Below are 25,985 nucleotides of genomic sequence, written 5' to 3'. Positions count from 1 at the left end.
GTCCGGAAGTGGGTGAGCCTGTGGCGCGGCCCGAGAGACCCCTCGATCCCGCGGCCGGCCCGGCGCAGCGCTTCGCCCATGCGCTGCGGGATCTGCGCCGGGCCGCGGGCAGCCCGGCGTACCGGACCATGGCCGACGCGGCGGGGTTCTCGGCGGCGACCCTGTCCAAGGCGGCGTCCGGGACACGGCTGCCGTCGCTCGCCGTGGTCCAGGGATACGTGCGCGCCTGTGGGGGCGACCCGGGCGACTGGGAGCCTCGCTGGAAGGAGGCCGAGGCCGAGGCCGCGGGGCAAGCGCGTCAGGACGCCGAGGGCGCGACACCGCCGTACCGGGGGCTGGCCCGTTTCGAGCCCGGCGACCGCGATCTGTTCTTCGGCCGGGACCGGCTGGTGGAGGAGTTGCAGGAGCTGGTGTGCAACCGCCGGTTCGCGGTCGTGTTCGGGGCGTCCGGCAGCGGCAAGTCCTCGCTGCTGCGGGCCGGGCTGATCCCCCGGCTGCAGGAGAAGATCGCGGACCTGGGGTACCCGGCGGCGCTGCGCATCCTCACCCCGGGCCCACGGCCTGCCACCGCGTACGGGCACCTGCTGGCCCCGGCCGAGGGCGATCCGGAGAGCTGGGTGGTGGTGGACCAGTTCGATGAGGTGTTCACCCTGTGCCGGGACCGCAAGGAGCGGGACAGGTTCATCGACCTGCTGCTCGCCTCCCGCGACCCGGACAGCCGGCTGAAGGTGCTCATCGCCGTACGGGCTGATTTCTACGCCCGCTGTGGCGAGCACCGGAACCTGGCGGACGCTTTGCGTGGCGCCGGCCTCCTGGTCGGCCCGATGACCGCGGACGAGCTGCGCCAGGCGGTCGTCAAACCGGCACAGGCGGCCGGCCTTCTTGTCGAGCGGGAACTGACCGCGCGGCTCGTCGAGGAGGTGCTCGACGAGCCCGGCGGTCTGCCGATGCTCTCGCACGCCCTGCTGGAGACCTGGCGGCGGCGCCGGGGCCGGGCGCTCACCCTTGCCGGATACCAGGCGGCGGGTGGCGTGCGCGGCGCGATCGCGGCGACCGCGGAAGCGGTGTTCGGGCAGCTGTCACCGGAGCAGGCCCGCACCGCCCGGCACCTGCTGCTGCGGATGGTCGAGCCGGGCCAGGGCACCCCCGACACCCGGCGCCCGCTCACCCGGGCCGAGACGGAGGAGTGGGCCGAGCCCGACGTACCGGTGGTCGTGGACCGGTTGACCCACGCCCGGCTGCTGACCGCCGACGAGGACGGCGTCCAGCTCGCCCACGAGGCGCTGATCACCTGCTGGCCGCGGCTGCACGGCTGGATCGAGGAGGACCGCGAACGGCTGCGCCACCACCGCCGCCTGGCCGAGGCCGCCCACGCCTGGCTGGAGCACGACCGTGACCCCGGCGCCCTGTACCGGGGCGCCCGGCTGGCGCGCGCGGAGGAACTGTTCGCGGACGACGACGGCATGCTCACCTCGGCGGAGCGGGCCTTCCTCACCGCCGCACTGGACGTCCGCGAGGCGGAGCTCCGCGCCGCCGCCCGCTCGGCGCGGCGGTCCCGGGCGCTGCTGGCCACGCTCTCGGCCGTCCTGGCCGTGGCCCTGGTCACCGGCCTGACCGCCTGGACGGAACACCACGACAACCAACGGCGCCGTACCGACGCGGCGGCCCGCCGCGTCGCCGCCGTAGCCGACGCCCTGCGCACCACCGACCCACGCACCGCCCAACTGCTCGGCGTCGCCTCCTGGCGAACCGCCGAGTCGCCGGAGACCCGCCGTGCCCTGCTCGGCGCCCTCGGCCAGCCCGAAACGGACACCTTCACCGACCCGACGCCCGGCAGCGGACCCGCCCGCTTCCTCACCCGTTCCGGCCGCACACTGCTCAGCGCCGACGACGGCAGCTGGCGCACCTGGGACGTGGCCACGCACCGCCCGCTCGCATCGGGCCGGCTGCCGGACGGAACGGTCGTCGGAGCCGGTCCCGACGGGCGGCTGCTCGCGATCGCCCGGGACGACGGCGTACGGCTGTGGGACACATCCACCGGGCAGTGGAGCGGCGCCCCGGCGCCGGCCGACGTCACCGTGGACTTCGGCCCCGACGGCCGCAGCTACGCGGAGCGCAGTCCGTACGACGACCGGGTGCGGCTGCGCTCGGCCGTGGACGGCACACCGCTGCTCGCGACCCGGGTGACCGGCCTCGCGAACATCGCGCCGAGCACCGACGGCCGGCTGGTCGCCGGCTGTCCCGCCGGTAAGGCCCCGCAGGTGTGGGACACCGCGCGGCACCGCATCCTGCCCGGCGCCTGGGAGGACGCGGGTGCCCTCTGCGACAACGAGCGCTCGATGCTGGTGTTCGGCGGCCCGGGAGGCGCCGCCGACCGGTTCGCCGTGGTCTCCCTCGGCGGCGTCCACGTCTGGGACACGGCATCAGGACGCCGGATAGCCGACCTCGCGGACCCGGGCGTGCGCAGCGTCGCCTTCAGTGCGGACGGGACCTTCCTGGCGACCACCGACGGCAGCGAGATCAGGGCCTGGCGCCTCACCTCGTCCACGACGGACACCCCCGCCCCGGTGTTCCGCCATCCTCTGAACAACGAGCACCTCCACGGCGGCCTCGCCTGGGACCCCGACCGGCCGCTGCTGCGCTACCTCGAAGGCGGCACCGTCCACACACTGAACCTCGCGAACGCCGTGACCTCCGCCTGGCGCGACGACCCCTTGGACGCCGTGCTGCTCAGCCCGGACGGCCGTACGCTCGCCACCGCCGAAGGTACCGGGGCCACCGGCTACCGCTTCCAACTGCGCGACACCCGCGACGGGCACGTGCTGCGGACGCTGCCGCCGATACCCCTGCCTGTCTCGCGCGACCCCGACGAGCCGGTCGTCGCGCAGGACACCCTTGCCCTGATGGCCTTCAGCCCCGAGAGCGGCACCCTCGCCTACGGCGTTTCCGCATCCGCCCACCTGGCCGCGCCGCAGCGCGTCGCGCTCTGGGACCTCGCCGGAGCCCGCGCACGGACCACGCTGGACCTGGCGACGCCGGCATCCGACGGATCGGTGGTCACACTCGCCCTGGGCCCCGGCGGCGACACCCTGTACGCCACGCGCACACCGGGCTTCGGTGAGCTGAGCAACGAGGTGTGGGACACCGCGCGGCACCGGCGAACCGCCGTGTACCCGGACGCGGCCGGCCCCGAGCTGACCGTCCGCCCCGACGGACGGCTCCTCGTCGCCGCCGACCGCGCTGTGCGCCTGCCCTCCGACGGGGGTCCCCCTGCTCGAGCGAAGCCGGGGGTGGAGGAGGCCCGCGTCCACGACCTTGTCCAGGGTGACGAGATCGGTGCCCTCGCCTTCGCCCCCGACGGCTCCCGGCTCGCGGCGGGAGACCAGTCCGGGCGGGTCACCCTGTGGGACGGCACCCTGGAATACCGCGCGGGCGTGCTGCGCAACGTCTTCCCCAGCCCGCTCGGCGAAACCGCCGAGGCGGTCAGCGCCCTCGCCGTCAGCCCTGACGGCCGCACCCTGGCCGTCGGCGGCGACGCCGGCGCCCTCCAGCTGTGGGACATCGCCACCCAACAGCCCCTCGGCGGCCCGCTGACCACCCCCGGCGATGCCATCGCCTCCCTTGCTTTCAGCCAGGACAGCACCACACTTCACGCGGCCGGCACCCACGCGGCACTCCAGCGGTACAGCATCGACCCCGCCCAGGCCGTCACCCGGATCTGCGCCCGCACCGGCGAGGCCGACCCCACACCCGCCCAATGGCACGCATACGTGCCCGACCTGCCGTATCGCAAGGTGTGCGGCCACTGAGGCCGGGGCGTCACAGCCCGCCGGGAGGAACGTGTGGTCGTCGCGCCGGCGTGTCCAGGACCGGGTCGGTCGGCACGGCAGCCGTGGCAGCGGCTCCGCCGACCGAGGAGATCGGTACCTCCACCACGGCCATCGGCTGAGGACTCCCCGCACCAGGGGCGAGCAGGCCAGGGCGCCGTGAACCACGGGGGGCCGGGGACCGGTGACACGTCGGCGTCGGTCGACCACTACAGCACGCTCCGGTACACCGGCCGGGTGCAGCCGCTTCCGGCTGCAGATCCCTGGGCCGTTGGGCGTCGGATGAGTTGATTCCTGCCTTGGACGGGGTTGGTCAACAACTCGCGTCGCCAAAAGACTGCTCGCAGCCGACTCACGGCTAGCGACCGCCCGGCCTCATACGTGTGGTCTCGCATCCAGTGCAAGGACGTGGGAATCGTGCCAACCATCAAGAAGTGCCTCCTGACGGGCGCCGCCTTCGTTATGGCGATCGGCGGCCTGACCCTCGGCTCCGCCCCGACCGCGATCGCATCGACGGACGTCAACGGCGTACACGACTGGCTGCTCCCGAACATGTGCCAGGACGGCTCCAACCGGAGCGGCCAGAGCGTCTGGTACTACAACGTCGACAGCAAGCGGCTGCTCGACAGTCGCCATGGAGGCCTGGGCAACCTGCCGGTCTGGCGATTCATCAGCGGCAGCAAGGCGGGAAGGGTCTTCGCCATGAACCCGGGCTGGCGTGAGATCAAGGGCCACTGCTTCTACCCGGCGTCGTCGTCCTGGACGTACGAGGGGAGACAGACGGCGTACTCCGACCAGGTGACCAACTGCTCGTGGGGAGGCAACGTCAGCCAGAGGGTCGAGCAGAACTACAGCACGACGACGACCACCACGAAGACGGTGAGCGGCAGCCTCAGCGTCTCCCCCAACGTCAGCAAGATGTTCGGTGTCGGCCTCGGTGCCGAGTTCTCGTACTCGTGGGCCTACGGCAAGACCGTCGGCTGGAACCGTTCCGTCTCCATAGACGTCCCGCCCGGCAGGACCGCATGGCTCACCGCGGCGCCCATCAAGCGCGTGGTGCGCGTCAACCCGCACTTCTGGATCGACGAGTACAACTGGTACGACGGGACCCAGAAGAAGGGCCACGACAAGTGGGGCATCTACGGCACCCAGCGAGACATCGTGGACTACGACTACTACTACGACGGAACGTCCGACGAGCTCCGCAACGGGCAACCGGCGTTCAGGTTCTACAAGCACGACCGTCCGAACGGGCGGAGTGAATGCCTGCGCTGAGACGCCGCCGCGCACGAAGACCCTGAGTGCCCGAAGACCTGAAGCCGACGGGCGCTCCGAAGTGTGAACCGACCCAGTCCGGTCTCAGTTCTGGTCTCATTCGCTCCCGTCCGGCGTCGTCCGGAACCTCCACCACGGGCACGATGTCGAAGGGCCCCACCGCTTGCGGTGGGGCCGTTCTTCGTTGTCCGTCTCAGTTCGTTTTCGGGAGCTCCCAGAGAGCGTCGCCGACTTGCTGCGCGACCTTGCGGAGCATGGTCCCCGTCACGTGCATGTACCGGGCGCGCATCCGGGCCGCTCCCCCGGGCTCCCAACCCATGATCGAGTCGATCACGACGTCCGGGACGCCGAGGATCAGGAGAACGGTCGCGGCGGTGTGGCGAGCGTCATGGAGACGGCGGGGGTGGGACCGGAATGCGAGCGAAACGTGCCACACGCCAGCGGTCAGGACGTCACGGGCACGAACCGGTCTCGTAGGCGGTGGCGAGGACGTCCGCCGACTCGAAGAGACGACAACGCGGACACTGAGGTTGTTTCATAGGTGGTCGCTCGTGAAACACGGCGACGGTCGCCGATCATGCTGGGGTTTCACGTTTCATGAGTTGTTGCAAACGCCTGGAAGGCTGAAGCACCCTTCCCCCTGGACGGCCGCCGCTTCTACCTCTCCGAGACCGTGACACGGCGGGGGTGATCCGAAGGTCTGTTACTGGCCCGACAGTGCGCTGCGGCCGGGTCGGCGTGTCGTCAGGGGGCGGTGTGCAGCTTCGCGGCAGTGACCGCTGTGATGGCCTCGGCCGTGACGCCGGGGGCGGTCTCGACGAGGAGCAGGCCGTTGTCGGTGACGTCGATGACGCCGAGGTCGGTGATTACGCGGTGGACGCAGGCCTTGCCGGTGAGGGGCAGGGTGCACTCGTCGAGGATTTTGGGGCTGCCGTCCTTGGCGGTGTGTTCCATGAGGACGATGACGCGCTGGGCGCCGTGGACGAGGTCCATGGCGCCGCCCATGCCCTTGACCATCTTGCCGGGGATCACCCAGTTGGCGAGGTCGCCGTGCTGCGAGACCTGCATGGCGCCGAGGACGGCGGTGTCGATGTGGCCGCCGCGGATCATGCCGAAGGAGAGCGCGGAGTCGAAGAAGGAGGCGCCGGGGAGGACGGTGACGGTCTCCTTGCCCGCGTTGATGAGGTCGGGGTCGACCTCGTGCTCGTGGGGGTACGGACCGGTGCCCAGGATGCCGTTCTCGGAGTGCAGGACGACGTGAACTCCCGGCGGAAGGTGGCCCGGGACGAGGGTGGGCAGGCCGATGCCGAGGTTGACGTGACTGCCGTCGGTCAGTTCGGCGGCGGCGCGGGCGGCCATCTGGTCGCGAGTCCAGCTCATGCGGGTACGGTCCCTCGTGTCGAAAATGCGGAAATTCGAAGGTGCTCTATGCGCTTGTCGGCGGCCTGGGCGGGGGTGAGGGCCACGACCCGCTGCACGAAGATGCCGGGGACGTGGATCGCGTCGGGGTCGAGGGCTCCGGGCTCGACGAGTTCCTCGACCTCCGCCACGGTGATGCGACCGGCCATGGCGGCCAGCGGGTTGAAGTTGGCGGCGGCCTTGTTGAAGACCAGGTTGCCGTGGGTGTCGCCGCGCCAGGCGCGGACGAGGGCGTAGTCGGTGGTGATGCCGTGTTCGAGGATGTGGTCGCGACCGCCGAAGGTGCGGGACTCCTTCGCCGGGGAGGCGACGGCGATGCTGCCGTCGGCCGCGTAGCGCCAGGGCAGACCGCCGTCGGCGACCTGGGTGCCCACGCCCGCCGGGGTGTAGAAGGCCGGGATGCCGGCGCCGCCGGCTCGCAGCCGCTCGGCGAGGGTGCCCTGGGGGACGAGCTCGACCTCTAGTTCACCGCTGAGGTACTGGCGGGCGAACTCCTTGTTCTCCCCGACGTAGCTGCCCGTCACGCGGCTGATGCGGCCCTCGGCGAGGAGGACGCCCAGCCCCTGGCCGTCGACGCCGCAGTTGTTGGAGACGACCTTCAGGTCGGTGGCGCCCTGAGTGCGCAGGGCGCCGATGAGGGTGGCCGGGATGCCGGACAGGCCGAAGCCGCCGACTGCCAGCGAGGCCCCGTCGGGGATGTCGGCGACCGCCGCGGCGGCGCTCGCGCTGACCTTGTTCACGTAGGGGGTCCTTTCGGTCGGAGGTCAGTTGGCGGTCAGTCGGAGGCAGGCCGCAGGGCGTCGGAGATGGACTTGGCGCCGCCGTGTGCGGTGAAGCCGCCGTCTACGGGAATCTCCGTGCCGGTGATGAAGGACGCGTCGTCGGAGAGGAGGAAGACCACCAGCGGGGTGATCTCGTCGACGGTGCCGGTGCGGGCCAGCGGCGTCTCGCGGATGTTCGCCTCGCGGAAGGCGGGCGCGGCGGAGGCGGTCATCTCGGTCTCGATGAAGCCGGGATGGATGGTGTTCACTCGGATGCCCCGGGGGCCCAGCTCGACACAGGCCGCCTTGGACAGGCCGCGCAGCGCCCACTTGCTGGCCGTGTACGCGACCGGGTAGTGCCCGGTGAGCCCGGCGGAGGAGCCGACGTTGACGATCGACGAGCCCGGCGGCATCAACGGCGCCAGGTGCTGGATGGCAAGGAGCGGGCCGGTGACGTTGACGGCGTGGACGCGGGCGAAGTCCTCGGGCGTGACCTCGTGGAGTCTCGCGCGCCAGGTGATGCCGGCGTTGTTGACCAGGCCGTGGACCTCTCCGTACTGGCAGCGCAGCTCTTCGGCGAGCGCCGCCCACTCCTTCGCGTCGGTGACGTCCAGGCGCCGACAGCCCGGAGCCTGAGTCACATCGGTGGCGACGACCACCGCCCCCGCGCGGGTCAGCGCCTCGGCCTCGGCCGCGCCCTGCCCACGCGCGGCTCCGGTGACGATCACGACCTTGCCGTCCAGCCTGTTCACGGCCCCGCCGTTCACGGGCGCAGCCGCGGGCGCTTGCGGGCCCGGGGGACCAGTACCGGTCCAGCGCCGGGCACGACGGTGTTGGTGACGGTGCCGATGCCCTCGACGGTGAGGGCGACGGTGTCACCGGGCTTCAGCGGTGGCGGATCCTGGCGGCCGCGTACGCCCCACAGCTCGGCCAGGCAGCCGCCGTTGCCGCAGGTGCCGGAGCCGAGCACATCGCCGGGACGGACGTATGTGCCGCGCGAGGCGTAGGCGACCATCTCCTCGAAGGTCCAGCTCATGTTGGACAGCAGGTCCTTGCCGACCACATCACCGTTGATCTCCGCGGTCAGTGCCAGACGCAGGAACCCGTCCGTGTCCCGGTACGGCTCCAGCTCGTCGGCGGTGACCAGGTAGGGGCCGAGGGTGGTGGCGGTGTCCTTGCCCTTGCAGGGGCCCAACCCGACCCTCATCTCGGCGGACTGAAGGTCACGGGCGGACCAGTCGTTGAAGATCGTGTAGCCGATGATGTGGTCGCGGGCCTGCTCGGGCGTCAGGTCGCGGCCCTCGACGCCGATGACGGCGGCGACTTCGAGTTCGAAGTCCAGGACCGAGGAGCCGGGCGGCACGGGCACGTCGTCGTGCGCGCCGATGACGGCGTACGGATTGGTGAAGTAGAAGGTCGGCGCGTCGTACCAGGCGTCGGGGACCCCGGCCGTGTTGTCGATGCTGCGTCGTACGCCCTCGACGTGTTCCTCGAAGGTGACGAAGTCCCGTACGGACGGCGGCTGGAAGGGCGGCAGCAGTCGCACCTGCGAGACATGCGGGCCACCCGGCACGGCCTGCGTGGCGTTGCCCGCCTCGCGCAGCGCCGCGGGGCCCGCCCCGAGCAGGTCGAGCAGCGAGGCACGGCCGGGGAAGGGGTGGAGGGTGCCGTCGTCCCCGACGGTGGCGACGCTGTGGCGGCCGTGGTGTTCGTACGTGGCGAAGCGCATGGCATTCCTGAAGTCCGGGGGCCGGGGACGGGGGCGAGTCAGGGCATGGACCGTTCCGCGCCCCCGGCGCCGAGCCGAGAGGGATCAGACCGGCGGGGCGACGAAGACACCGCGGTCGACGTCGTTGAAGGACTCCTTGGCTACCAGTTCGTTCATGGGGTTGGCGGTGCCCCACTGGTCGGTGACTTCGGGCCGGGAGAAGTCGTAGACGTGCGGATGCCAGGTGTCCTCGTCGATTTCCTCCAACTCCGTTGTGTACTCGACGGTGTTGCCGTGCGGGTCGAGGAAGTACGTGAAGGTGTTGTCGCCGGCCATGTGCCGGCCCGGGCCCCAGATCTTGCGGGCACCGGAGCGCATCACGCGTCCCGAGCCGCGCATGTACTCGTCCAGGCCGCGCATCTCGAACGAGACGTGGTGCAGGGAGGTGTGTGGCCCCTTGGCGAGGGCCATCGAGTGGTGCTGGTTGCTGATCCGCATGAAGTGCATGACCTCGCCCATGTGCGGGGAGCTGAGCGTGTCGGACAGCCGGAAGCCGAGGTGGCGCTCGTACCAGGCGCGGGTGGCGTCCAGGTCTGGGGAGTTGAGGACGACGTGTGAGAGGCGGACGGGGATGGCCTCCTTCTCCTCGATACGCCGGTGCTGCCGGGCCTCGACCTCCGCCGAGACCTCGACGGTGCGGCCGTCGCCGTCGAAGAAGCGGAAGCCGTAGCCCCCGCCGGGGGTGTCGACCTTGCCCGGCTGCGAGATCAACCGCACGCCCTCCGCGAGGAGTTGCCCGGCGAGCGTGTCCACGTCGGTGGCCGACGCGGCGCCGTAGGAGACGAGGTCGAGCCGCTTCTCCTCGGCCTTGCGGAGCCGTACGACGTACTGCTCGGGGCTGCCCTCGGCGGCCAGGAAGGAGATGCCCGAGTCCTCGGCGACCTTGGTCAGGCCCCAGACTCCGGCGTAGAAGTCGAGCTGCTTGTCGTAGTCGGGCACGGCGAGGTCGACGTGCCGCAGGTGGGTGAGCAGGCGGTTGGACGAATCGTCGGTCATGTCGGGGCTCCTCAGGAGAGGCGCAGCAGCGCTGCCGCGTTGCCGCCGCGTACGGCGTGGAAGTGGGGGTCGGGCAGGTCCGCGGCGGCGCGCAGCGCGCCGACCGGATCCTCGGTGCCCATGTCGAAGGGGAAGTCCGAGCCGAGCAGGACCCGGTCGGGGCCGGCCACCCGGATCAGCTCGCGCAGGACGTGCGGGTCGTGGACGAGCGAGTCGAAGTACAGCCGCTTGAGGTAGCTGCTGGGCTCGGACGCGCAGCCCCGCGTGTCCGGTCTGGTCCGCCAGGCGTGGTCGGAGCGGCCGATGTGGGTGGGCAGGTAGCCGCCGCCGTGCGCGGCGATCACCTTCAGGCCAGGGTGGCGGTCCAGCACGCCGGAGAAGATGAGGTGGGAGAGCGCGACGGCGTTCTCGGTGGGCTGCCCGACCGTGTTGGACAGGTACCAGCGGTCCAGGCGCTCGTCGAGCGTGCAGCCGAAGGGGTGCAGGAAGAGCACGGCGCCGGCCTCCTCGGCGCGCGTCCAGAAGGGTGCGTACGCCGGGTCCGACAGCTCCAGGCCGGGCGCGTGCGAGGAGATCTCCACACCCAGCAGCCCCTGCGCGAGGGCGTGGTCCAGCGCCTCCACGGCCAGCACCGGATGCTGCAGCGGCACCAGACCGAGGCCGAGGAGCCGTTCGGGGGCCCCCGCGACGTGCGCGGCGGTGCCGGAGTTGGCCAGCTCCCACACCGTGCGGGCCAGGCCCTCGTCGGCCCAGTAGTGGTAGTGCGAGGGGGACGGCGAGACCAGTTGGATGTCGACGCCGGCGGCGTCCATCGCGGTGAGCCGGGCCTTGACGTCGGTCAGTCGAGGGATGCGGTCGCGGACCATCGGGCCGCTGACGGCGAGCGCCTCGGGGCCGTTTCGGCGGGCGTCGAGGCTGCGGGCGGCGGCCAGCCCGGGGTGTCCGGCGACTGCCTGCTCGACCTGTGGAAGCAGGACGTGCGCGTGGACGTCGATGGTGGGGGTGGCCGGGGTCGTCACGGGGTCTCCTTCAGGACGGACATCGTGCGGCCGATCAGGCCGGGCACGTCGGCGTCACGGACGCCGTCCAGCTGCCACTGGCCGAGCAGCACCGAGGCCTCGACGACCGTGCGGACACGGTCGATGCGGCGCTCGTGGTAGCGGGTCAGCAGGTCGTCGAGGGTGTCGAGGGAATCCCACGACTCCTCCGCGCTCAGCAGCTCGGCCAGTACGGAGGCATCCTCCAGCGACATGGCCGCGCCCTGCGCGAGGGTGGGCGGGCAGGCATGGGCGGCGTCGCCGACCAGCACGACCCGGCCGCGGTGCCAGGAACCCTCGACGAGCAGCCGGTCGAACCAGGTGTAGTTGACCTTCGCAGGGTCGGTGATGCCGGCGGCGATCTCGGGCCAGGCGCCGCCGTACGGAGCTGCGAGGCGTCGCATCTCGTCCGCGTACGAGGCCGGGTCGATGGAGGCGCGGTCGCGGTTGGCCTCGACGAGATAGGCGTAGATGGTGCTCTCGCTGGTGGGGCAGTAACCGGCGATGTAGCAGGGCCCGCCGTAGGCCAGGTCCGTGCGCTCCACGCCCGCCGGGCGGGGTGCGGCGACGCGCCAGATGGCCATGCCGGTCGGCTCGGGTTTCTCACTGATGCCGATCATCGCGCGGGTCAGGGAGTTGAGACCGTCGGCGGCGATGACGAGGTTGTAGCGGCCCTCGGTGCCGTCGCTGAAGCGGGCGGTGACGCCGGCCCCGTCCTGGACCAGCTCGTCGGCGGTGGTGCCGAGGCGGACCGTCGCACCGCTCGCCCGGACCGCCTCGCACAGGATCTCCTGGAGCCGGGGCCGCCGCATGCCGATGGTCGCGGGCAGGTCGTCGCCGCCGGTACGGATGTCCTGCTGGACGTGGAACACATGGCCGTCGGGCGTGGCCAGGCCCACGGAGTCGAAGGTGTAGCCGCTCTCCTGGACCTTGTCCCACACGCCCAGTTCGCGCAGTACGCGCAGCGCGTTGCCCTGGAGGGTGATGCCGGAGCCGAGGACGTTCCAGTCGGGCCTGGCCTCGATCAGGTCCACGGTGATGCCCGCTCGCCGCAACAGCACGGTCACGGCGTTGCCGGAGGCGCCACCGCCGATGACGAGGACGGTGCGGGGGCGGGGGTCGGTCATGGGATCTCCCTGCGGTGGGGCCGCGCGACTTCGAGCGGCAGGGGTGGTGGTGCGAGCCGGACGGGTGCGGCTGTCGGGGCGGCCCACTCCGTCGGTCCGGGGCGTTACTTGACGGCGATCGGGTTCACGGGGGAACCGACGGCTCCGGTGATGGGCAGCGGAGCGGCGGTGAGCCAGAACTCGTACCGCCCGTCGGCCGCACAGTGCTCGGCCAGCGCGTCGAGGTCCCACATCTCGCCGATGAGCAGGCCGATGTTGGGGATGGCGACCTGGTGCAGCGGCTGGAAGGCGTGGTCGAACTCGTTGGGCCGGACCTCGAAACCCCAGGTGTCGGTGGCGATCCCGGCGATCTCGCTGCCGTGCAGCCAGCCGGCGGTGGTGAAACTCAGCCCGGGCGAGGGACCGCCCGCGTACTCGCCCCAGCCGTCACGCTTGGCGCGGGTCAGCCGTCCGGTGCGGACGAGGACGAGGTCGCCGCGGCCGACGGTGACGCCGTGCGCCTCGGCGCTGGCGGTCAGGTGCTCCTCGGTGATGGCGAAGCCGTCGGGCAGTTCGCCGTTCTCGCCGACGACCAGACCCACATCGAGGAGGACGCCCCTCCCGGCCACGTACGGCGCCATGTGCTCGATGCCCGTGACGAGGTCGCCGTCGGAGGTGACGACCTTCTCGGCGGCTCGCCCGTTCCATGCCTTGCCATGGTCGAAGATGTGACCGAGGCCGTCCCACTGGGTGGAGCACTGCAGCGGCATCGCGATCACGTCGTCGGCGCCGCCGATGCCGTGCGGGAAACCCTGGTTGCCCAGGGCGGCGTCGGTGCCGGTGTCGAGCATGGTGTGCACCGGATTCGTACGTCGCCGCCAGCCCTTCTGCGGGCCGTTCATGTCGAAACGCTGGGAGAGCGAGAAGCTGACCCCGTCGCGGACGAGGGCCGCGCCCTCGCGGCGCTTTCCGGCGTCCAGGAAGTTGAGCGTGCCGAGGACGTCGTCCTCGCCCCAACGGCCCCAGTTCGAGTACGCCTTGGCGGCCTCGGCGATCGCGCCCTCGGCGTCTGCCGCATCAGGCACGGTGGCGCTGCCGCTCACGACGCCTCCTCCGCGACGCAGTGGGTGCGCTGGGCACCGAGCCCCGTGACGGATCCGTCCATCACGTCGCCGTCGCGCAGCAGCCGGCCCCAGTGCATGCCGTTCCCGGCCGGGCTGCCGGTCAACACCAGGTCACCGGGAAGGAGTTGGGAGGTCTGGGAGATGTACGAGACCAGACGCGCCACGCCGAAGATCATGTCCTTGGCGGACTCGTCCTGCATGGTGTCTCCGTTGAGCTTCAGGGTGACCTGCAGCTCGGACGGGTCGGCGACGGACCCGGCGGGGACGATCCAGGGGCCCAGCGGGGTGAAGCCGGGAGCGTTCTTGCAGCGCAGCCAGTCGGTGCCGATGGCGGGCATGTCCCGGCGGAAGACGGTGGCCCGGTCGGTGAGGTCGTTGGCGATGGTGTAGCCCGCGACGTGGTCAAGGGCCTCTTCCACCGTGACCCGGTAGGTGGGGCGGGAGATCACCGCGGCCAGCTCCAGCTCCCAGTCGGGCTTCTTGGCCCAGGCGGGCAGTACGACGTCGTCGTAGGGGCCGGTGATCGTGGTCGGCAGGCCGATGAAGACGTACGGGAGATCCTCGGTGGCCCGCTTGTCCATGATCGCCGCGATCTCGGCGCGGGCCTCCTCGGCGGTGCGCGGGTCGTCCGGGGAGCGGTGCGCGACCTCCAGGTCGATCACGTGCTGCCGGTAGTTGGCGCCGGACTGGAAGATCTGCCGGGGCTCGACGGGCGCGTGCACGGACAGGTCGTCCAGCGGCAGCCAGTCACCGGCCGGCTCGTCCGCGAGGCCGCGCAGGCGAGGCAGTTCCTCGTCCCAGCGCTCCAGGAGAGCGAGGGTGGTCAGGGCGGGTTCGTCCAGTGCCGTACGCAGGTCGAGCACGCGGCCGTCCGGCAGCACGAGGCCGGGGAACGCGGCCCCGCCCGGAACGGAAAGAGTGCCGATGGCCAAGGGGCCGGCGAAGAGGGGCGCCGACGTGGCTGCGGATTTCACGGAGATGTCCTCCCGATTGCGAGGCCACTAATCTGACCCGTAGATTGCGATCAGGGAAATAGATTCCTTGGATGCCAGGCATCCAGGCGGCGAATACTCACGCCACCGTCTCCTGCTCCGTAAGGGATTTCGCGTGAACCTGGCCAGCCTGGACCTCAACCTCGTCGTCGCCCTGCGGGCCCTCCTGGAGGAGCGCAACGTCACCAACGCGGGCCGGCGCATCGGGCTCAGCCAGCCCGCCATGAGCGCCGCCCTGGCCCGGCTGCGCCGCCACTTCGGCGACGACCTGCTCTCCAGGGTCGGCGGACACTACGAACTGACCGCCCTCGGCCTGGCCCTCCTCGCCCGCACCGCCACCGCCTGCGACCTGCTCGAACGCGTCTTCACCAGCCAGGCGGTGTTCGACCCCGCCCGTGAGGAGCACGAGTTCACCCTGATCGCCTCCGACTACGCGGTGGCCGTCTTCGGTGCCGAACTCGCCCGCACCGCCCACAACGAGGCGCCGGGGATCAGGCTGCGCTTCAGGCAGCCCCCGACGGACCTCACCGAGAACACCGGGGCGCTGCTGAGCACCGCCGACGGGCTGCTCCTGCCGCACGGCATCATCGGCGACTTTCCCGCCGTGGAGCTCTACCGGGACCGCTGGGTCTACCTCGTCGCCGACGACAACCCCGAGGTCGGCGAGCAGCTCACCCTCGACGACCTGGCCCGGCTGCCGTGGGTGACGTACCAGCGCACGTACGACGCACCCGCCGCCCGTCAGATCGGCATGCTCGGTATCGAGCCGCGCGTCGAAGTCTCCGTCGACAGCTTCCAGTTGATGCCCCTCCTGGTCGCGGGCACCCGCCGGGTCGCCCTGATCCAGGGGCATCTCGCCGACCGGCTCGACGGACTCGTCCCCGTACGGGTCATGGAACCGCCCTACGACGCCGTGCCGCTCCGGGAAGCCCTGTGGTGGCACCCGGTGCACACGCACGACGCGGCGCACATCTGGCTGCGGGAGACGGCGGCGCGGGTCGCGGAGGCCATCCACGGCAAGGATGATCGCGATCCGGCAGATCGATCGGACAGAGGCTAGGCAGGGCTGGGCCGCTCACTCATAGTCGACCCCAGTTCCTCCGCACGCTCCTCTTCCCGGGGTGTCTGTTCCCCGGTGGCGTGCCGTCCTCCCCAACCACGCCACGTGGAGTTCCCGCATGCCCGCTTCCGTGCCTCCGCCCCCGCCCGCTTACGTGGAACCAGTGCCGCCACCCGGTGCGATCCTTCCGACGTCCGGTGCCGCGCACCGGCTGCGCGTCGCTCTCCTCATGGCCGGCAGCTGCCTGCCGATCCTCGGGGCCGTCCTCATCGCCCCCGTGCTGCCCAAGATGCAGGACCACTTCGCCGACGTGCCCGGCGCAGGCGCCCTGGTCCCGATGGCCCTCACCGTCCCTGCCCTGGCGCTGGGCCTGCTGGCACCCTTCGCGGGCGTCATCGTCGACCGGCTCGGCCGCAAGCGCCTGCTGATCGCCGCGACCGTGCTGTACTCGATCTTCGGCACCGCCCCGCTGTGGCTGGAGTCGCTGGGCGCCATCGTGGCCAGCCGCGCCCTGGTAGGTGTCGCCGAGGCCGCCATCATGACCTGCTGCACCACGCTGATCGGCGACTACTACAGCGGTCGGGTACGGGACCGCTACCTCGCCCTGCAGACCATGTGCGCCTCCGCCTCCGCGACCGCGTTCTTCGTCATCGGCGGTGCCGCGGGGTCGGTCGGCTGGCGGGCCCCGTTCTGGATCTACGCCGTCAGCCTGCTCATCGCCCCGCTCATGGCCATCGGGCTGCCGAAGCCGACCGCGGCCACCGGTGCCGCCGCCGAGGACGGGGACGGGGAGAGCACGGACACCACGGTCGTGCCGAAGCGCTCCTTCCCCTTCCGGCAGCTGGCCGGTATCTGCGGACTCACCGTGTTCGGGGCCCTCGTCTTCTACACCGTCCCGGTGGAGATGTCCTACCTGCTGGACGACCTCGGCGTGACGGCGACCAGCGTGATCGGGCTGGCCACAGCGATCGCCAGCGCCGCCACCGTGGCCGGCGCGATCACCTTCGCCAAGCTGCGCGGGGCCCCGGGGCCCCGGCTGCCACTCGTCTTCGCCCTGTGCTCGGCCGGGTTCGCGGTGATGTGGCTCGCCAACAGCGCGCCGCTGCTGATCGCCGGCGCCGTACTCAACTGCCTCGGCACCGGTCTCCTGCTGCCTTCCCTGCTCACCATCGCCATGTCCAGGCTGGACTTCGCCGACCGAGGCCGTGGCACCGGCCTGTGGACCGCGTCGTTCTTCATCGGCCAGTTCATCTGCCCGCTGGCGCTGATCGCGGCCGAGTCCGCCCTCGGCACCCTGGCCTCCGCCGTCGGCCTGCTCGGCCTGACCTCGGCCGTCGTCGCGGCAGGCCTCTTCCTGACCGCCCGGCGCAGGGCCGCGGCCGTCGCACCGTTGCCCCAGTAGCAGGAAGCCGCCCCGGACCGTACGCACCCTCAGCGACCTCGAACTCGACCCGCCCTGCCTCAACGCCTGGTGCCACCTGTGCGAAGCGGAACGCGTCTTCACTCTCTCCCGCATCCATGGCGTGATGCCCGCCTAGGACTCGGCGGCCAAGGCCGGGTGCCCCGGCGAGCCACCCCCGCGGGCACCTCGCGAGACATACTTGACTCCACGTTTGATATCAGGAGGCACACATGAGTCGGACGGTCATCGACCTGGACGACGACCTGGTCGCGGACGTGGCGAAAGCCCTCGGAACGAACACCAAGAAGGAGACCGTCAACACCGCTCTTCGCGAGGTGTTGGAGAGCCGGCGTCGCGCCCTGGCTCTCGCCCGGCTACGGGCCGCGGCGGGCGACGGCGCATTCGATCTGGAACTGTTCGAGAAAAAGGAGAACTACCGCCGGTGAACGCGGCCCAGTTCCTGATCGACACCAGCGCGCTCGCGCGGTTCATGTGCGGGGAAGCGGAGCAGTACGGCTGGGACCAGGCCGCCGCGGCCGGACTCATCGCAACCTGCCCGATCACCGAGCTCGAGTTCTTCTACAGCACACGGTCAACTGCCGACCGAGCGCGCGGCATCGAGGACATGCGGCTGATCTTCGGCTGGGTTCCCGTCGACGACCGCGCCTATGACCGCGCCTGGCAGGTCCAGGAAGCCCTCACCAAGCAGGGGAAACACCGAAGTGCCGGAGCTGTCGACCTGGTCGTCGCCGCGACCGCCGAGCTGCAGGGGCTTACTCTGCATCCATCGCGACCACGACTTCGAGTGCATCGCCGCAGTGACCGGGCAAGCCCTCCAGTGGTACGGCCCGGAACACGGCAAGTAGGTCAGCAGTGGTTGCAGTTCTGGTTGCGTTCACCACCGTACGACATCGTTCAGAAGCCCCACCCGAGTCGGCTGCACCGCAGGTCAGAACACTCCCGCACACCCCCGAACCCCCAGACGAACAGTTGGAAAGCGTGTTAGGGGCAACCCCTCACGAGTTCGAATCTCGTATCCTCCGCCAGTGCCTCACCGGGCACGATGTCGAAGGGCCCCACCGTTCGCGGTGGGGCCCTTCGACGGTTTCCGTCTCAAAGCCGGAGGGCTGGTCGCTGCTGTCCGCCAACGCGGTCGGCGACGCCTGGCGGGCTCTGCGTGGTCGCCGCCGGCGCTGAACGCAGTGCGCGCCGGGAGAGCGCGCGTCCACCTGCCTCCGCCCGGTTGACCTTTCCATCGGACGACCGTGACCTGTAAGTTCGCGTGTGCATACGGTTGTTGGCGGGCTGTCTGTGACGGGGGTTGCGTGGTGGCGGGTTATCGGCCGACGGACTGGCATGTGCTGGACCTGGACAAGGATCCGACGCCGGGGGATCCGGACCGGGTTCGGTCGCTGGCAAGGCAGCTGCATGACTTTGCCGATGATGTCGCCGATGCGCTCCGCCTTGTCAAAGGGATGGCGGAGGAGGATGCCGTCCTGACATCGGTGGGCAAGACCGCCGATGTGTTCCGGGACGAGTTCTCCAGTGTCCCGAAGAATCTGAAGAAGCTGAAGAAGTCGTACGACCTGGCCGGGGATGCGCTGGCGGCGTACTGGCCGAAGCTGGAGCGGGCTCAGGCGCTGGCGGACAGGGCGCTGGCCAACGGGCGGGACGCGCAGGCCGACCTGTCGTCGGCCAAGTCCCGTCTGTCCACGACCGATTCGTGGGTGACCCGCGCCAATAAAGAGGCCGACAAGTACAAGGAAGCGGGCAAGGACGTCCCCAAGCCGGACGAGTCCAAGGTCCGCGCCACCACCCGGGACGCGCAGAACGCCGAGTCCGCGCACACCTCCGCCCAGTCGGACGTCACCTCCGCCTCGAACGCGCTGGCCGCGGCGAGGAAGATGGCCGAGGACGCGCGGACGATGCGTGAGGAGGCCGCGGGGGAGATCGAGTAGCCGAGGGGGATCTCACCCCTCGGCTCTCACAGAACCGTGCGTAAAAGTCTCCCGTTACACGGCTCTTGTCGTCCTGATCTTCAGATCGTGCAGGCGTCGGTGGAGAGGCTCCAGTGAGCGAACATCCGTGGGTACCGCTTGGCGATCTCCACGAGCTTCGCGTGGGCCCTCTTCGTGCCGTCGAGCCGTTTGTACTTCCGGCGGATCCAACGCACCAGGTAGGCGTTGATGCGCATCAAGAAGGGCAACAACTCCCACGGCCGGAACCGGCCGTAGTAGTTGATCCAGCCCCGAACCGCAGGGTTGATCCTGCGGGCGAGGTCTGCGAAGGAGATTTCGGTGCGGTAGTGCAGTTGCCAGGAACGCACCTCGCGACCAATCCGGGTCAGGGCCTGTCTGCTGATGGCCGGCTCGAACGACAAGAACTGCTTGCCGTGCCGATTCCGGCTCTTCCTGGGGCGAAACGTGTACCCGAGGAACGTAAACGACGTGTGCTCGTAGGAGCCACGCCGGTCCGAGTCCTTGCAGTAGACGATCCGGGTCTTGTCCGGGTGCAGCTGCAACCCGACTTCGACCAGCCTGTTCCTGAGCGCGGCCAGCACATGACGGGCCTGGCGCTCGGTGACGCAGTGCAGCACCGCGTCGTCCGCATAGCGTTCGAACCAGACGCTCGGGAACTTCCTGGACATCCAGGTATCGAACGCGTAGTGCAGGAACAGGTTCGCCAGGACGGGAGACACCGGGGCCCCTTGCGGGGTCCCGCGTTCCCGTTCCAGCCGCGAGCCGTCGGGCATGACGAGCGGGGCAGCGAGCCACCGCCGCACGTACAAGTTCACCCAAACGGCGTCGGTGTGAGTCTCCACCGCCTTGACCAGCAGGTCCCAGGGCACGCTGTCGAAGAACTTGGTGATGTCGAACTCCACCACCCAGTCCCGCTTCCAGCAGCGCTTCCGGCACCTTTCCACTGCGTCCAAGGCGGACCGTCCAGGCCGGTATCCATAGCTGTCCGGGTGGAATACAGGGTCCACCCTTCGCATCAGATGCCGGGCCACGACGGTCTGCGCCACACGATCGGCGACAGCAGGAATGCCGAGCAATCTCATGCCGCCTCCGTTTGGCTTCGGGATCTCCACCGCGCGCACCGGCGGCGGGAAGTACGAGCCCGATGACATACGGTTCCAGACCTTGTAGAGGTTGCCCTTCAGGTCTTTCTCGAAGTCGTCGATGCTCTGCCCGTCCACGCCGGGTGCGCCCTTATTGGCCTTGACTTCCTCCCACGCCTCCTTGACTTCCCACTTCGAGATATCAAACGACTTGATCTGAGACTTCAACTGGCCCATCGCACTCCTCCCGGGCTGCTGCCCGGTTGATGTGATCAACTCAGTCACGAACGACCCGGCCCCTTCGCTCCACCCCCGTTACAGGGGCTTCGTCACTACTACGGGCCGGTCTGCCAGCAGGGTCCGCATCGGTACTCGACCCCTTGCGGTGTCCACCGCTTGGGGCACTCCCTCTCCCCCGACGGTGCGTCAGGGCGTATCGGACCTGCCTTCTCCTGTTCCATGCGAGAGCCGCAGACCGGACTCACGTCGCCTCCATGCCGGACACCACCTGGCCAATAGACGGGCACCCGCCAGGCTCATCCCGGAGTTCTTGACACACCCCGGTTTCGATGTCGTCTGCTTTCCTTACGACACGTCAGCAGCGATTCACTTGCGTTCGTCTTTCCGGTCCCTACCTGACGCCTCTAACGACGCCTTTTCCTCATCGCTCACCACGACAGTCTTCAGCTAACGCAGCATGAGGCGGTTTGAAGCCTCCCCCCGCAGGGCGGCTCCGAAGGGCCACAAAACCTTCATCTCTCGCACAGCATCACTTCTGGAAACTGCTCCTACAAACAACTTCCTTCCATGTTCAGGACACACGCCAAGCGGAAACTCGACGAGGCGTCCGACGCGGGCATTCAGAACCGCAAGTGGTACGAGGAGGTCGGTGACTGGGTCTCCGACAACTGGGACACCATCGTCACGGTCTGCAAGGTTGTCGTCGCAGTTGTCGGCATCGTCGCGATGATCATCGGTGGGCCGATCCTCGGCGCAATCGTCCTGATCGCCGCGCTGGTCGTCCTCGCCGATACGCTCAACAAATACGCCAAGGGCCAAGCCTCTCTGTGGGATGTGGCGTTCGCCGCGCTGGACTGCATACCCGGTATGAAGGGCCTGACCACCCTCGGCGGACTCGCCAAGGGCCTCAAGGGCATGGCGGCGATGAAGGGCGGCCTGAAGGGTATGGGGCTGGCGGCCCGCGGCCTGGGCAAGAACGCCCGCGGCGTGGTCGCCGACGGCGCCAAGGGGGCCTACAACCGGGCCAAGAACCTCGTCCGCTCCAAAGGCAGCGACCCCGTCGACATGGCCACCGGCTCCATGTACCTGCCGCAGACCGACGTGGAGCTGCCGGGCCTGCTGCCGCTGGCGTTCACCCGTCGGGTCGCCTCCGACTACCGCTGCGGCTGGTGGTTCGGCCCCGGGTGGGCCTCCACCATCGACCAACGCCTCGAAACCGACGAGGACGGCATCGTCTTCGTCACCGAGGACGGCCTGCTCCTCGCCTACCCGCACCCCTCTAGTGCGCAAGTCCCCGTCATACCCGAGGCCGGTCCCCGCCGGCCGCTGACCCGCCTGGACGACGGCGGCTACCGCATCGACGAACCGCTGACCGGCCACACCCATCATTTCACCCGCCCCGCCGCCGATGGCATCGCGCTTCTGGCCCGCATCACCGACCGCAACCAGCACACGATCACCTTCGACTACGACGAGCACGGCACCCCCCTTGCGATCCGCCACTCCGGCGGCTACCACCTCAAGCTCACCACCGACGGAGGCCGCGTCACCGCCCTGAGCCTGGCCGGGGCGGCCGAAGACGGCATGGACCTCGTCATCAAGCGCTACGGCTACACCGACAGCAACCTCACCGCGGTCACCAACTCCGCAGGACCGCCGCTCAAGTTCACCTACGACGAGCGACTGCGTGTCACCTCGTGGGAGGACACGAACCGGGGCCGCTACCACTACGCCTACGACGACCAGGACCGCTGCATCGCCGAGGGCGGCGAGGCCGGGCACATCACGATCACCCTCGCCTACGACGAGACTGATCCCGCCCGGCCCGACTGCCGCATCACCACCCTCACCACCGCCGAGGGCAACGTCCGCCGTTTCGTCATCGACGACCGGTGCCTGGTCGTCGCCGAGACCGACCCACTGGGCGGCACGGTCACCACCACCTACGACGCCCATCGGCACGTCACCGCGACAACGGATCAACTCGGGTACAGCACAACCTTCGTGAACAACGAGGTGGGGCAGCCGGTCAAGGTGACTCGGCCCGACGGCTCGATCGTTCGCGTCGCCTACGACGAGCAGCGTCTTCCTACGGCCATAACCCTGTCGGACGGCTCCTCCTGGCAGTACGCCAACGACGAGCGCGGAAACGTCACCGCCATCACCGACCCCGTCGGCGCGACCACGCACTTCATCCGCGGAACGGACGGCAGCCTCATCGAGGCCCTGGACGCATCCGGCCGTACCTCCGCCTATGCGAACAACGCCGCCGGCCTCCCGCTGGCCGTGACCGACGGCCTCGGCAACACCACGCGCTACGCGTACAACGCCTTCGGCCTGACCACTGCGGTGACCGACGCGCTCGGCCACGAGACCTGCCTGGAATGGACCGTCGAGGGCCTGCTCGCCGGCCGCACCGACCCGGACGGGTCGTGCGAGAGCTGGGAGTACGACAGCGAGGGCAACTGCGTCCGCCACGTCGACGCCGTCGGTCAGGTGAGCACGTTCGAGTACACCCACTTCGACCGGCTCAGCGCACGCACCGGTCCGGGAGGCGAGCGCGTCACCTTCACGCACGACGCCGAGCTCCGCCTCGCCCAGGTCACCAACCCTCAAGGACTGACCTGGAGCTACACCTACGACGCGGCGGGGCAACTCCTCACCGAATCCGACTTCGACGGCCGCACCACCCGCTATGCCTACGACGCGGCGGGCCGTCTCGCCACTCGAACCAACGCTCTCGGCCAGAGCATCCGCTACCAGCGGGACGCTCTGGGGCAGATCACCGCCAAGGACGCGGACGGCACGACCACCGTCTACACGTACACGGCGAACGGTTCGCTGACCAGGGCCGTCGGCCCGGACAGCAGCCTGCACGTGGAACTCGACGCGGCCGGCCGTCGCATCAGGGAGACCGTCGACGGCCGAACCCTGAGCTTCGCCTACGACGCCTCCGGCAACCGGACGCTGCGCACCACCCCTTCGGGCGCACGCAGCAACTGGGCGTATGACGCCGCAGGACGCACCTTCCAGCTGGCCACAGCAGGTCACACCATCGACTTCGTGCACGACGCGGCAGACCGCGAAGTCATCCGCCGAATCGACGGCGCACTCACCTTCACTCGCGGCTACGACAGCCTCGACCGGCTGATCACGCAGGAGAGCACGGCTCCCGGAGACCACCGGATCGCAGAGCGCTCCTACAGCTACCGCCCCGACGGCTACCTCACAGCAATCCAGGACTCCCGCACGGGCAGCCGACGCTTCGATCTCGACACCCAAGGCCGCGTCACGGCGGTGCACGCGGCGGGCTGGAGCGAGCGCTACGCCTACGACTCCGCGGGTAACCAGACCGAGGCCGCGTGGCCCGCGAAGCATCCCGGCCACGAGGCCGCCGGGTCGCGCGAATACGCAGGAACGCGGCTGACGCGAGCGGGAGGTGTTCATTACGAGCACGACGCCCAGGGCCGAGTGGTCATGCGCCGCAAGACCCGGCTCTCCCGCAAACCCGACATCTGGCGGTACGAGTGGGATGCCGAGGACCGGCTCACAGCCGTCATCACACCGGACGGCAGCCGCTGGCGCTACACCTACGACCCACTGGGGAGACGGACCGGAAAGCTCCGTCTCGACGCCGACGGGAAGACTGTCCTGGAACGCACCGTCTTCACCTGGGACGGCAACACGCTGTGCGAACAGACCACCGAGCGGGGCGACACAGGCGGGCGCACCACGCTCACCTGGGACCACGACGGGCTGTCTCCCCTGAGCCAGGCCGAACGCATCTGGGCAGCCGAAGCGCCCCAGGAAACCATCGACGAGCGCTTCTTCGCCATCGTGACCGATCTCATCGGCACCCCGACCGAACTGGTCTCCCCGGACGGAGAGGTCGCCTGGCACACTCGGTCCACTCTCTGGGGAACCACCGCCTGGAACCATGACGCGAGCGCGTACACCCCGCTGCGCTTCCCCGGCCAGTACCACGACCAGGAGACCGGTCTCCACTACAACCATCACCGTCACTACGACCCCGAGACGGCTCGCTACGCCAGCCCGGACCCCCTCGGCCTGCTCCCGGCGCCGAACCCCGTCACTTACGTTCACAACCCCCATAGTTGGTCCGACCCGCTGGGTCTCGCGCCTTTGTGCCATCAGCACGGCGGCGACACCGGCAGCCCCGACGGCCTCGGGCTTCTCCCTGGCCCTGCGCCACAACACGCTGTGGACATGCTGAACAACGTCAACGCCCGGCCCGGAGGCATCGGAAAGGTCGACGGCTACCATGGCAACGCGAACTGGGGTAACAACAAGTCCGTCCTGCCAGGGGGCAAGTACAAGGAATGGGACGTCAACGCCAAGGTCGACCTCCCCCAGTGCAGCGCGCCAGGCTGTGGCAAGGAAATCAGAGGCCCCGAGCGCCTCTTGACTCCGAAGGACGGCCCCGGCCCTGCGTATTACACGCCGGACCACTACGGAACTTTCTACTACGTTGGCGAATTCACAGGGTGATCCAGGAATGACCAGTTTCGACATCACAGGGACCTCGGAACCCTGGGTCGTCTTCGTTCCCCAAGGGGTGGCCGAGGTTCATCGGCAACTGTCGAGGCTGGAGGCGACAGGCGGGCGTGTCTGCCACTTCGACTCTCGCGATCTGATGACCGAGCAGGGAATCTACCGTTCGTTCGCGGAAGCCCTGCAGTTCCCCGGTTATTTTGGAAGAAACTGGGACGCCATGGTGGACTGCCTGGACGACTTGTGTGGTGCTGTCACCGGTGGAGTCGGGGTTGTGGGCATCATCCATGATGCGGATCGACTACTGGAAGCGGAACACTTCCCCCTGTTCGTATCCGTCCTCTGCCAAGGGGCGGACCGTGCGAATTCGGCGGTAGACCTCGATGGATTCCCCCTGGATCGGCCCGCCATTGCCGAACACTTCGTTCTCGAATTCCGTCAATTCGATCGTGAGAAGGTCGCACGCCGGGTCGGACAGCCTGACCTGACCGTCACCACGGGGGACGGATTTGTCGCTGCCGCTCTCAATCCCGAGGAATGGCATTGAGCTTCTCGATCGAGACGAGTGCGGCACGGGCAACCCGTGGGTGATCCCTGCATCCATGGCATCGCCGAGCGGCGTTGACAAGTCCGTGGGCGCGGGCGCAGGTGGCATCGTGCCGGCCCGGGCGAACCGTGGAGACCCGCAGCGGCCAGCCGTCCGGAGGCGGAGATGACCTGGACGTTCTCGCCGTGATGCTTGCGCGTGCCGCGTGTTTTCCGGACCACCACAGATCCACGCCATTGGGGCCGCGGCGACGCGGTCAGTGCGGATAACGGTGCCATCCAGGCTGAGATGGGTGTACCACTCTGCCGCCGCCCGTTCCAGCCCGATGGACGGATCCGGTGCGTGGTCGGCGAGCACAGACAGCTCACGGATTCGAATCTCGTATCCTCCGCCAGCGCCTCGCCGGGCACGATGTCGAAAGGCCCCACCTTTCGCGGTGGGGCCCTTCGCCGTGCGTGGGTTGCAGTTTTGGTTGCATTTATAGGCGACATTCAGAACATCTCGGCAAACGGGCAGGCGCACGCCCCTCGACCTCCAGCGGGCAGTCGGCACCAACCTGCACCGCGGATGGCCTACGGAACTTGGCGGTAGATGTCGCGGCGGTTGCCGACGGCCAGGACCCACACGATCAGCTGACCGTCCTCAACGGTGTAGACAACGCGGTAGTCGCCGACCCTGAGCCGCCAGCGGGCGCTGTGCCCCTGGAGGGCTTTGATGTCGAACGAGGCGGTGTCGCCGACGTCCAGCGCCTTCTGGAGTTCGGCGAGGCGGTACAGAATGCGCAGGACATCCGGGCGTGGGACCTTGAGCATGCTCCGCTGGCAGTGCGGCGTGAAGCGCGTGACGTACCCCATCAGG

The 25,985-nt window shown here is 69.6% G+C and carries 18 protein-coding genes and 4 pseudogenes; 9 read left to right on the top strand and 13 right to left on the bottom strand.

Translation table 11 applies throughout. The annotated features are described in order from the left end of the window. Nucleotides 1–8 precede the first annotated feature (8 nt). Both OG734_RS24015 and OG734_RS24010 read left to right on the top strand, forming a co-directional pair. Complete coding sequence (locus OG734_RS24015) at nt 9–3,809, top strand: nSTAND1 domain-containing NTPase (RefSeq protein WP_443064901.1); 3,801 nt, start codon at nt 9–11, stop codon at nt 3,807–3,809. Between the two features lie 435 nt (nt 3,810–4,244). Beyond that, nucleotides 4,245–5,102, top strand: a complete 858-nt coding sequence (locus OG734_RS24010; RefSeq protein WP_330289568.1) for a hypothetical protein — start codon at nt 4,245–4,247, stop codon at nt 5,100–5,102. Between the two features lie 193 nt (nt 5,103–5,295). On the opposite strand, the pseudogene OG734_RS24005 reads toward OG734_RS24010, so the two are convergent. The 10 genes and pseudogenes from OG734_RS24005 to OG734_RS23960 form a co-directional block, all read right to left on the bottom strand. Then, a pseudogene (locus OG734_RS24005) lies at nt 5,296–5,499 on the bottom strand (site-specific integrase); the annotation flags it as partial. A 347-nt stretch (nt 5,500–5,846) separates the two neighbouring features. Beyond that, entirely contained in the window at nt 5,847–6,482 is a 636-nt protein-coding gene (locus tag OG734_RS24000; protein WP_330289567.1) for a CoA transferase subunit B, read from the bottom strand. Further along, nucleotides 6,479–7,261 (bottom strand): CoA transferase subunit A, encoded by a 783-nt coding sequence (locus tag OG734_RS23995; protein WP_330289566.1) that lies wholly within the window; start codon nt 7,259–7,261, stop codon nt 6,479–6,481. Before OG734_RS23995 ends, OG734_RS24000 begins: the two co-directional genes overlap by 4 nt. 35 nt (nt 7,262–7,296) lie before the next feature. Continuing rightward, nucleotides 7,297–8,034 (bottom strand): SDR family NAD(P)-dependent oxidoreductase, encoded by a 738-nt coding sequence (locus tag OG734_RS23990; protein WP_330289565.1) that lies wholly within the window; start codon nt 8,032–8,034, stop codon nt 7,297–7,299. 11 nt (nt 8,035–8,045) lie between these two features. After that, nucleotides 8,046–9,011, bottom strand: coding sequence for a fumarylacetoacetate hydrolase family protein (locus OG734_RS23985; protein ID WP_330289564.1), 966 nt, complete (start codon nt 9,009–9,011; stop codon nt 8,046–8,048). Between the two features lie 84 nt (nt 9,012–9,095). Beyond that, entirely contained in the window at nt 9,096–10,046 is a 951-nt protein-coding gene (locus OG734_RS23980; RefSeq protein ID WP_330289563.1) for a VOC family protein, read from the bottom strand. 11 nt (nt 10,047–10,057) lie between these two features. Next, the gene (locus tag OG734_RS23975) at nt 10,058–11,065 is read right to left on the bottom strand and encodes an amidohydrolase family protein (protein WP_330289562.1); all 1,008 of its coding nucleotides are present in this window, start codon (nt 11,063–11,065) and stop codon (nt 10,058–10,060) included. Beyond that, nucleotides 11,062–12,210, bottom strand: coding sequence for an FAD-dependent oxidoreductase (locus OG734_RS23970; protein WP_330289561.1), 1,149 nt, complete (start codon nt 12,208–12,210; stop codon nt 11,062–11,064). Before OG734_RS23970 ends, OG734_RS23975 begins: the two co-directional genes overlap by 4 nt. Nucleotides 12,211–12,314: 104 nt before the next feature. Further along, a complete protein-coding gene (locus OG734_RS23965; protein ID WP_330289560.1) occupies nt 12,315–13,292 on the bottom strand; it encodes a cyclase family protein in 978 nt (325 codons plus the stop codon). Beyond that, nucleotides 13,289–14,287, bottom strand: a complete 999-nt coding sequence (locus OG734_RS23960; protein WP_330289559.1) for a fumarylacetoacetate hydrolase family protein — start codon at nt 14,285–14,287, stop codon at nt 13,289–13,291. Before OG734_RS23960 ends, OG734_RS23965 begins: the two co-directional genes overlap by 4 nt. Nucleotides 14,288–14,420: 133 nt before the next feature. Here OG734_RS23960 and OG734_RS23955 point away from each other — a divergent pair, with 133 nt between their 5' ends. The 5 genes and pseudogenes from OG734_RS23955 to OG734_RS23935 all read left to right on the top strand — a co-directional run. Next, on the top strand, nt 14,421–15,365 hold the full coding sequence (locus OG734_RS23955; protein WP_330289558.1) for a LysR family transcriptional regulator: 945 nt from the start codon (nt 14,421–14,423) through the stop codon (nt 15,363–15,365). Nucleotides 15,366–15,483: 118 nt separating this feature from the next. Continuing rightward, nucleotides 15,484–16,767 (top strand): MFS transporter, encoded by a 1,284-nt coding sequence (locus OG734_RS23950; protein WP_330289557.1) that lies wholly within the window; start codon nt 15,484–15,486, stop codon nt 16,765–16,767. Nucleotides 16,768–16,997: 230 nt separating this feature from the next. Then, the gene (locus tag OG734_RS23945) at nt 16,998–17,213 is read left to right on the top strand and encodes a type II toxin-antitoxin system VapB family antitoxin (protein ID WP_330289556.1); all 216 of its coding nucleotides are present in this window, start codon (nt 16,998–17,000) and stop codon (nt 17,211–17,213) included. Beyond that, nucleotides 17,210–17,633 (top strand): annotated as a pseudogene (locus tag OG734_RS23940) (PIN domain nuclease). Before OG734_RS23945 ends, OG734_RS23940 begins: the two are co-directional and overlap by 4 nt. A gap of 462 nt (nt 17,634–18,095) precedes the next feature. Continuing rightward, nucleotides 18,096–18,716, top strand: a pseudogene (locus tag OG734_RS23935) (putative T7SS-secreted protein); the annotation flags it as partial. A gap of 89 nt (nt 18,717–18,805) precedes the next feature. On the opposite strand, the gene ltrA reads toward OG734_RS23935, so the two are convergent. Then, nucleotides 18,806–20,065 (bottom strand): group II intron reverse transcriptase/maturase, encoded by a 1,260-nt coding sequence (ltrA, locus tag OG734_RS23930; protein ID WP_330289555.1) that lies wholly within the window; start codon nt 20,063–20,065, stop codon nt 18,806–18,808. A 570-nt stretch (nt 20,066–20,635) separates the two neighbouring features. Here ltrA and OG734_RS23925 point away from each other — a divergent pair. Beyond that, on the top strand, nt 20,636–24,577 hold the full coding sequence (locus OG734_RS23925; protein WP_330289554.1) for a DUF6531 domain-containing protein: 3,942 nt from the start codon (nt 20,636–20,638) through the stop codon (nt 24,575–24,577). Between the two features lie 7 nt (nt 24,578–24,584). After that, on the top strand, nt 24,585–25,127 hold the full coding sequence (locus tag OG734_RS23920) for a barstar family protein (RefSeq protein ID WP_330289553.1): 543 nt from the start codon (nt 24,585–24,587) through the stop codon (nt 25,125–25,127). Nucleotides 25,128–25,164: 37 nt separating this feature from the next. Here the strand turns inward: OG734_RS23920 and OG734_RS23915 are convergent. Further along, a pseudogene (locus OG734_RS23915) lies at nt 25,165–25,490 on the bottom strand (transposase family protein); the annotation flags it as partial. 209 nt (nt 25,491–25,699) lie between these two features. Beyond that, complete coding sequence (locus OG734_RS23910; RefSeq protein WP_330289552.1) at nt 25,700–25,981, bottom strand: type II toxin-antitoxin system RelE family toxin; 282 nt, start codon at nt 25,979–25,981, stop codon at nt 25,700–25,702. Between the last annotated feature and the right edge of the window lie 4 nt (nt 25,982–25,985).

It is taken from the genome of Streptomyces sp. NBC_00576, assembly GCF_036345175.1.
GTDB lineage: Bacteria > Actinomycetota > Actinomycetes > Streptomycetales > Streptomycetaceae > Streptomyces.
Note: the sequence above shows the minus strand (reverse complement) of the source record. Positions and strands in the feature narration are given on the sequence as shown.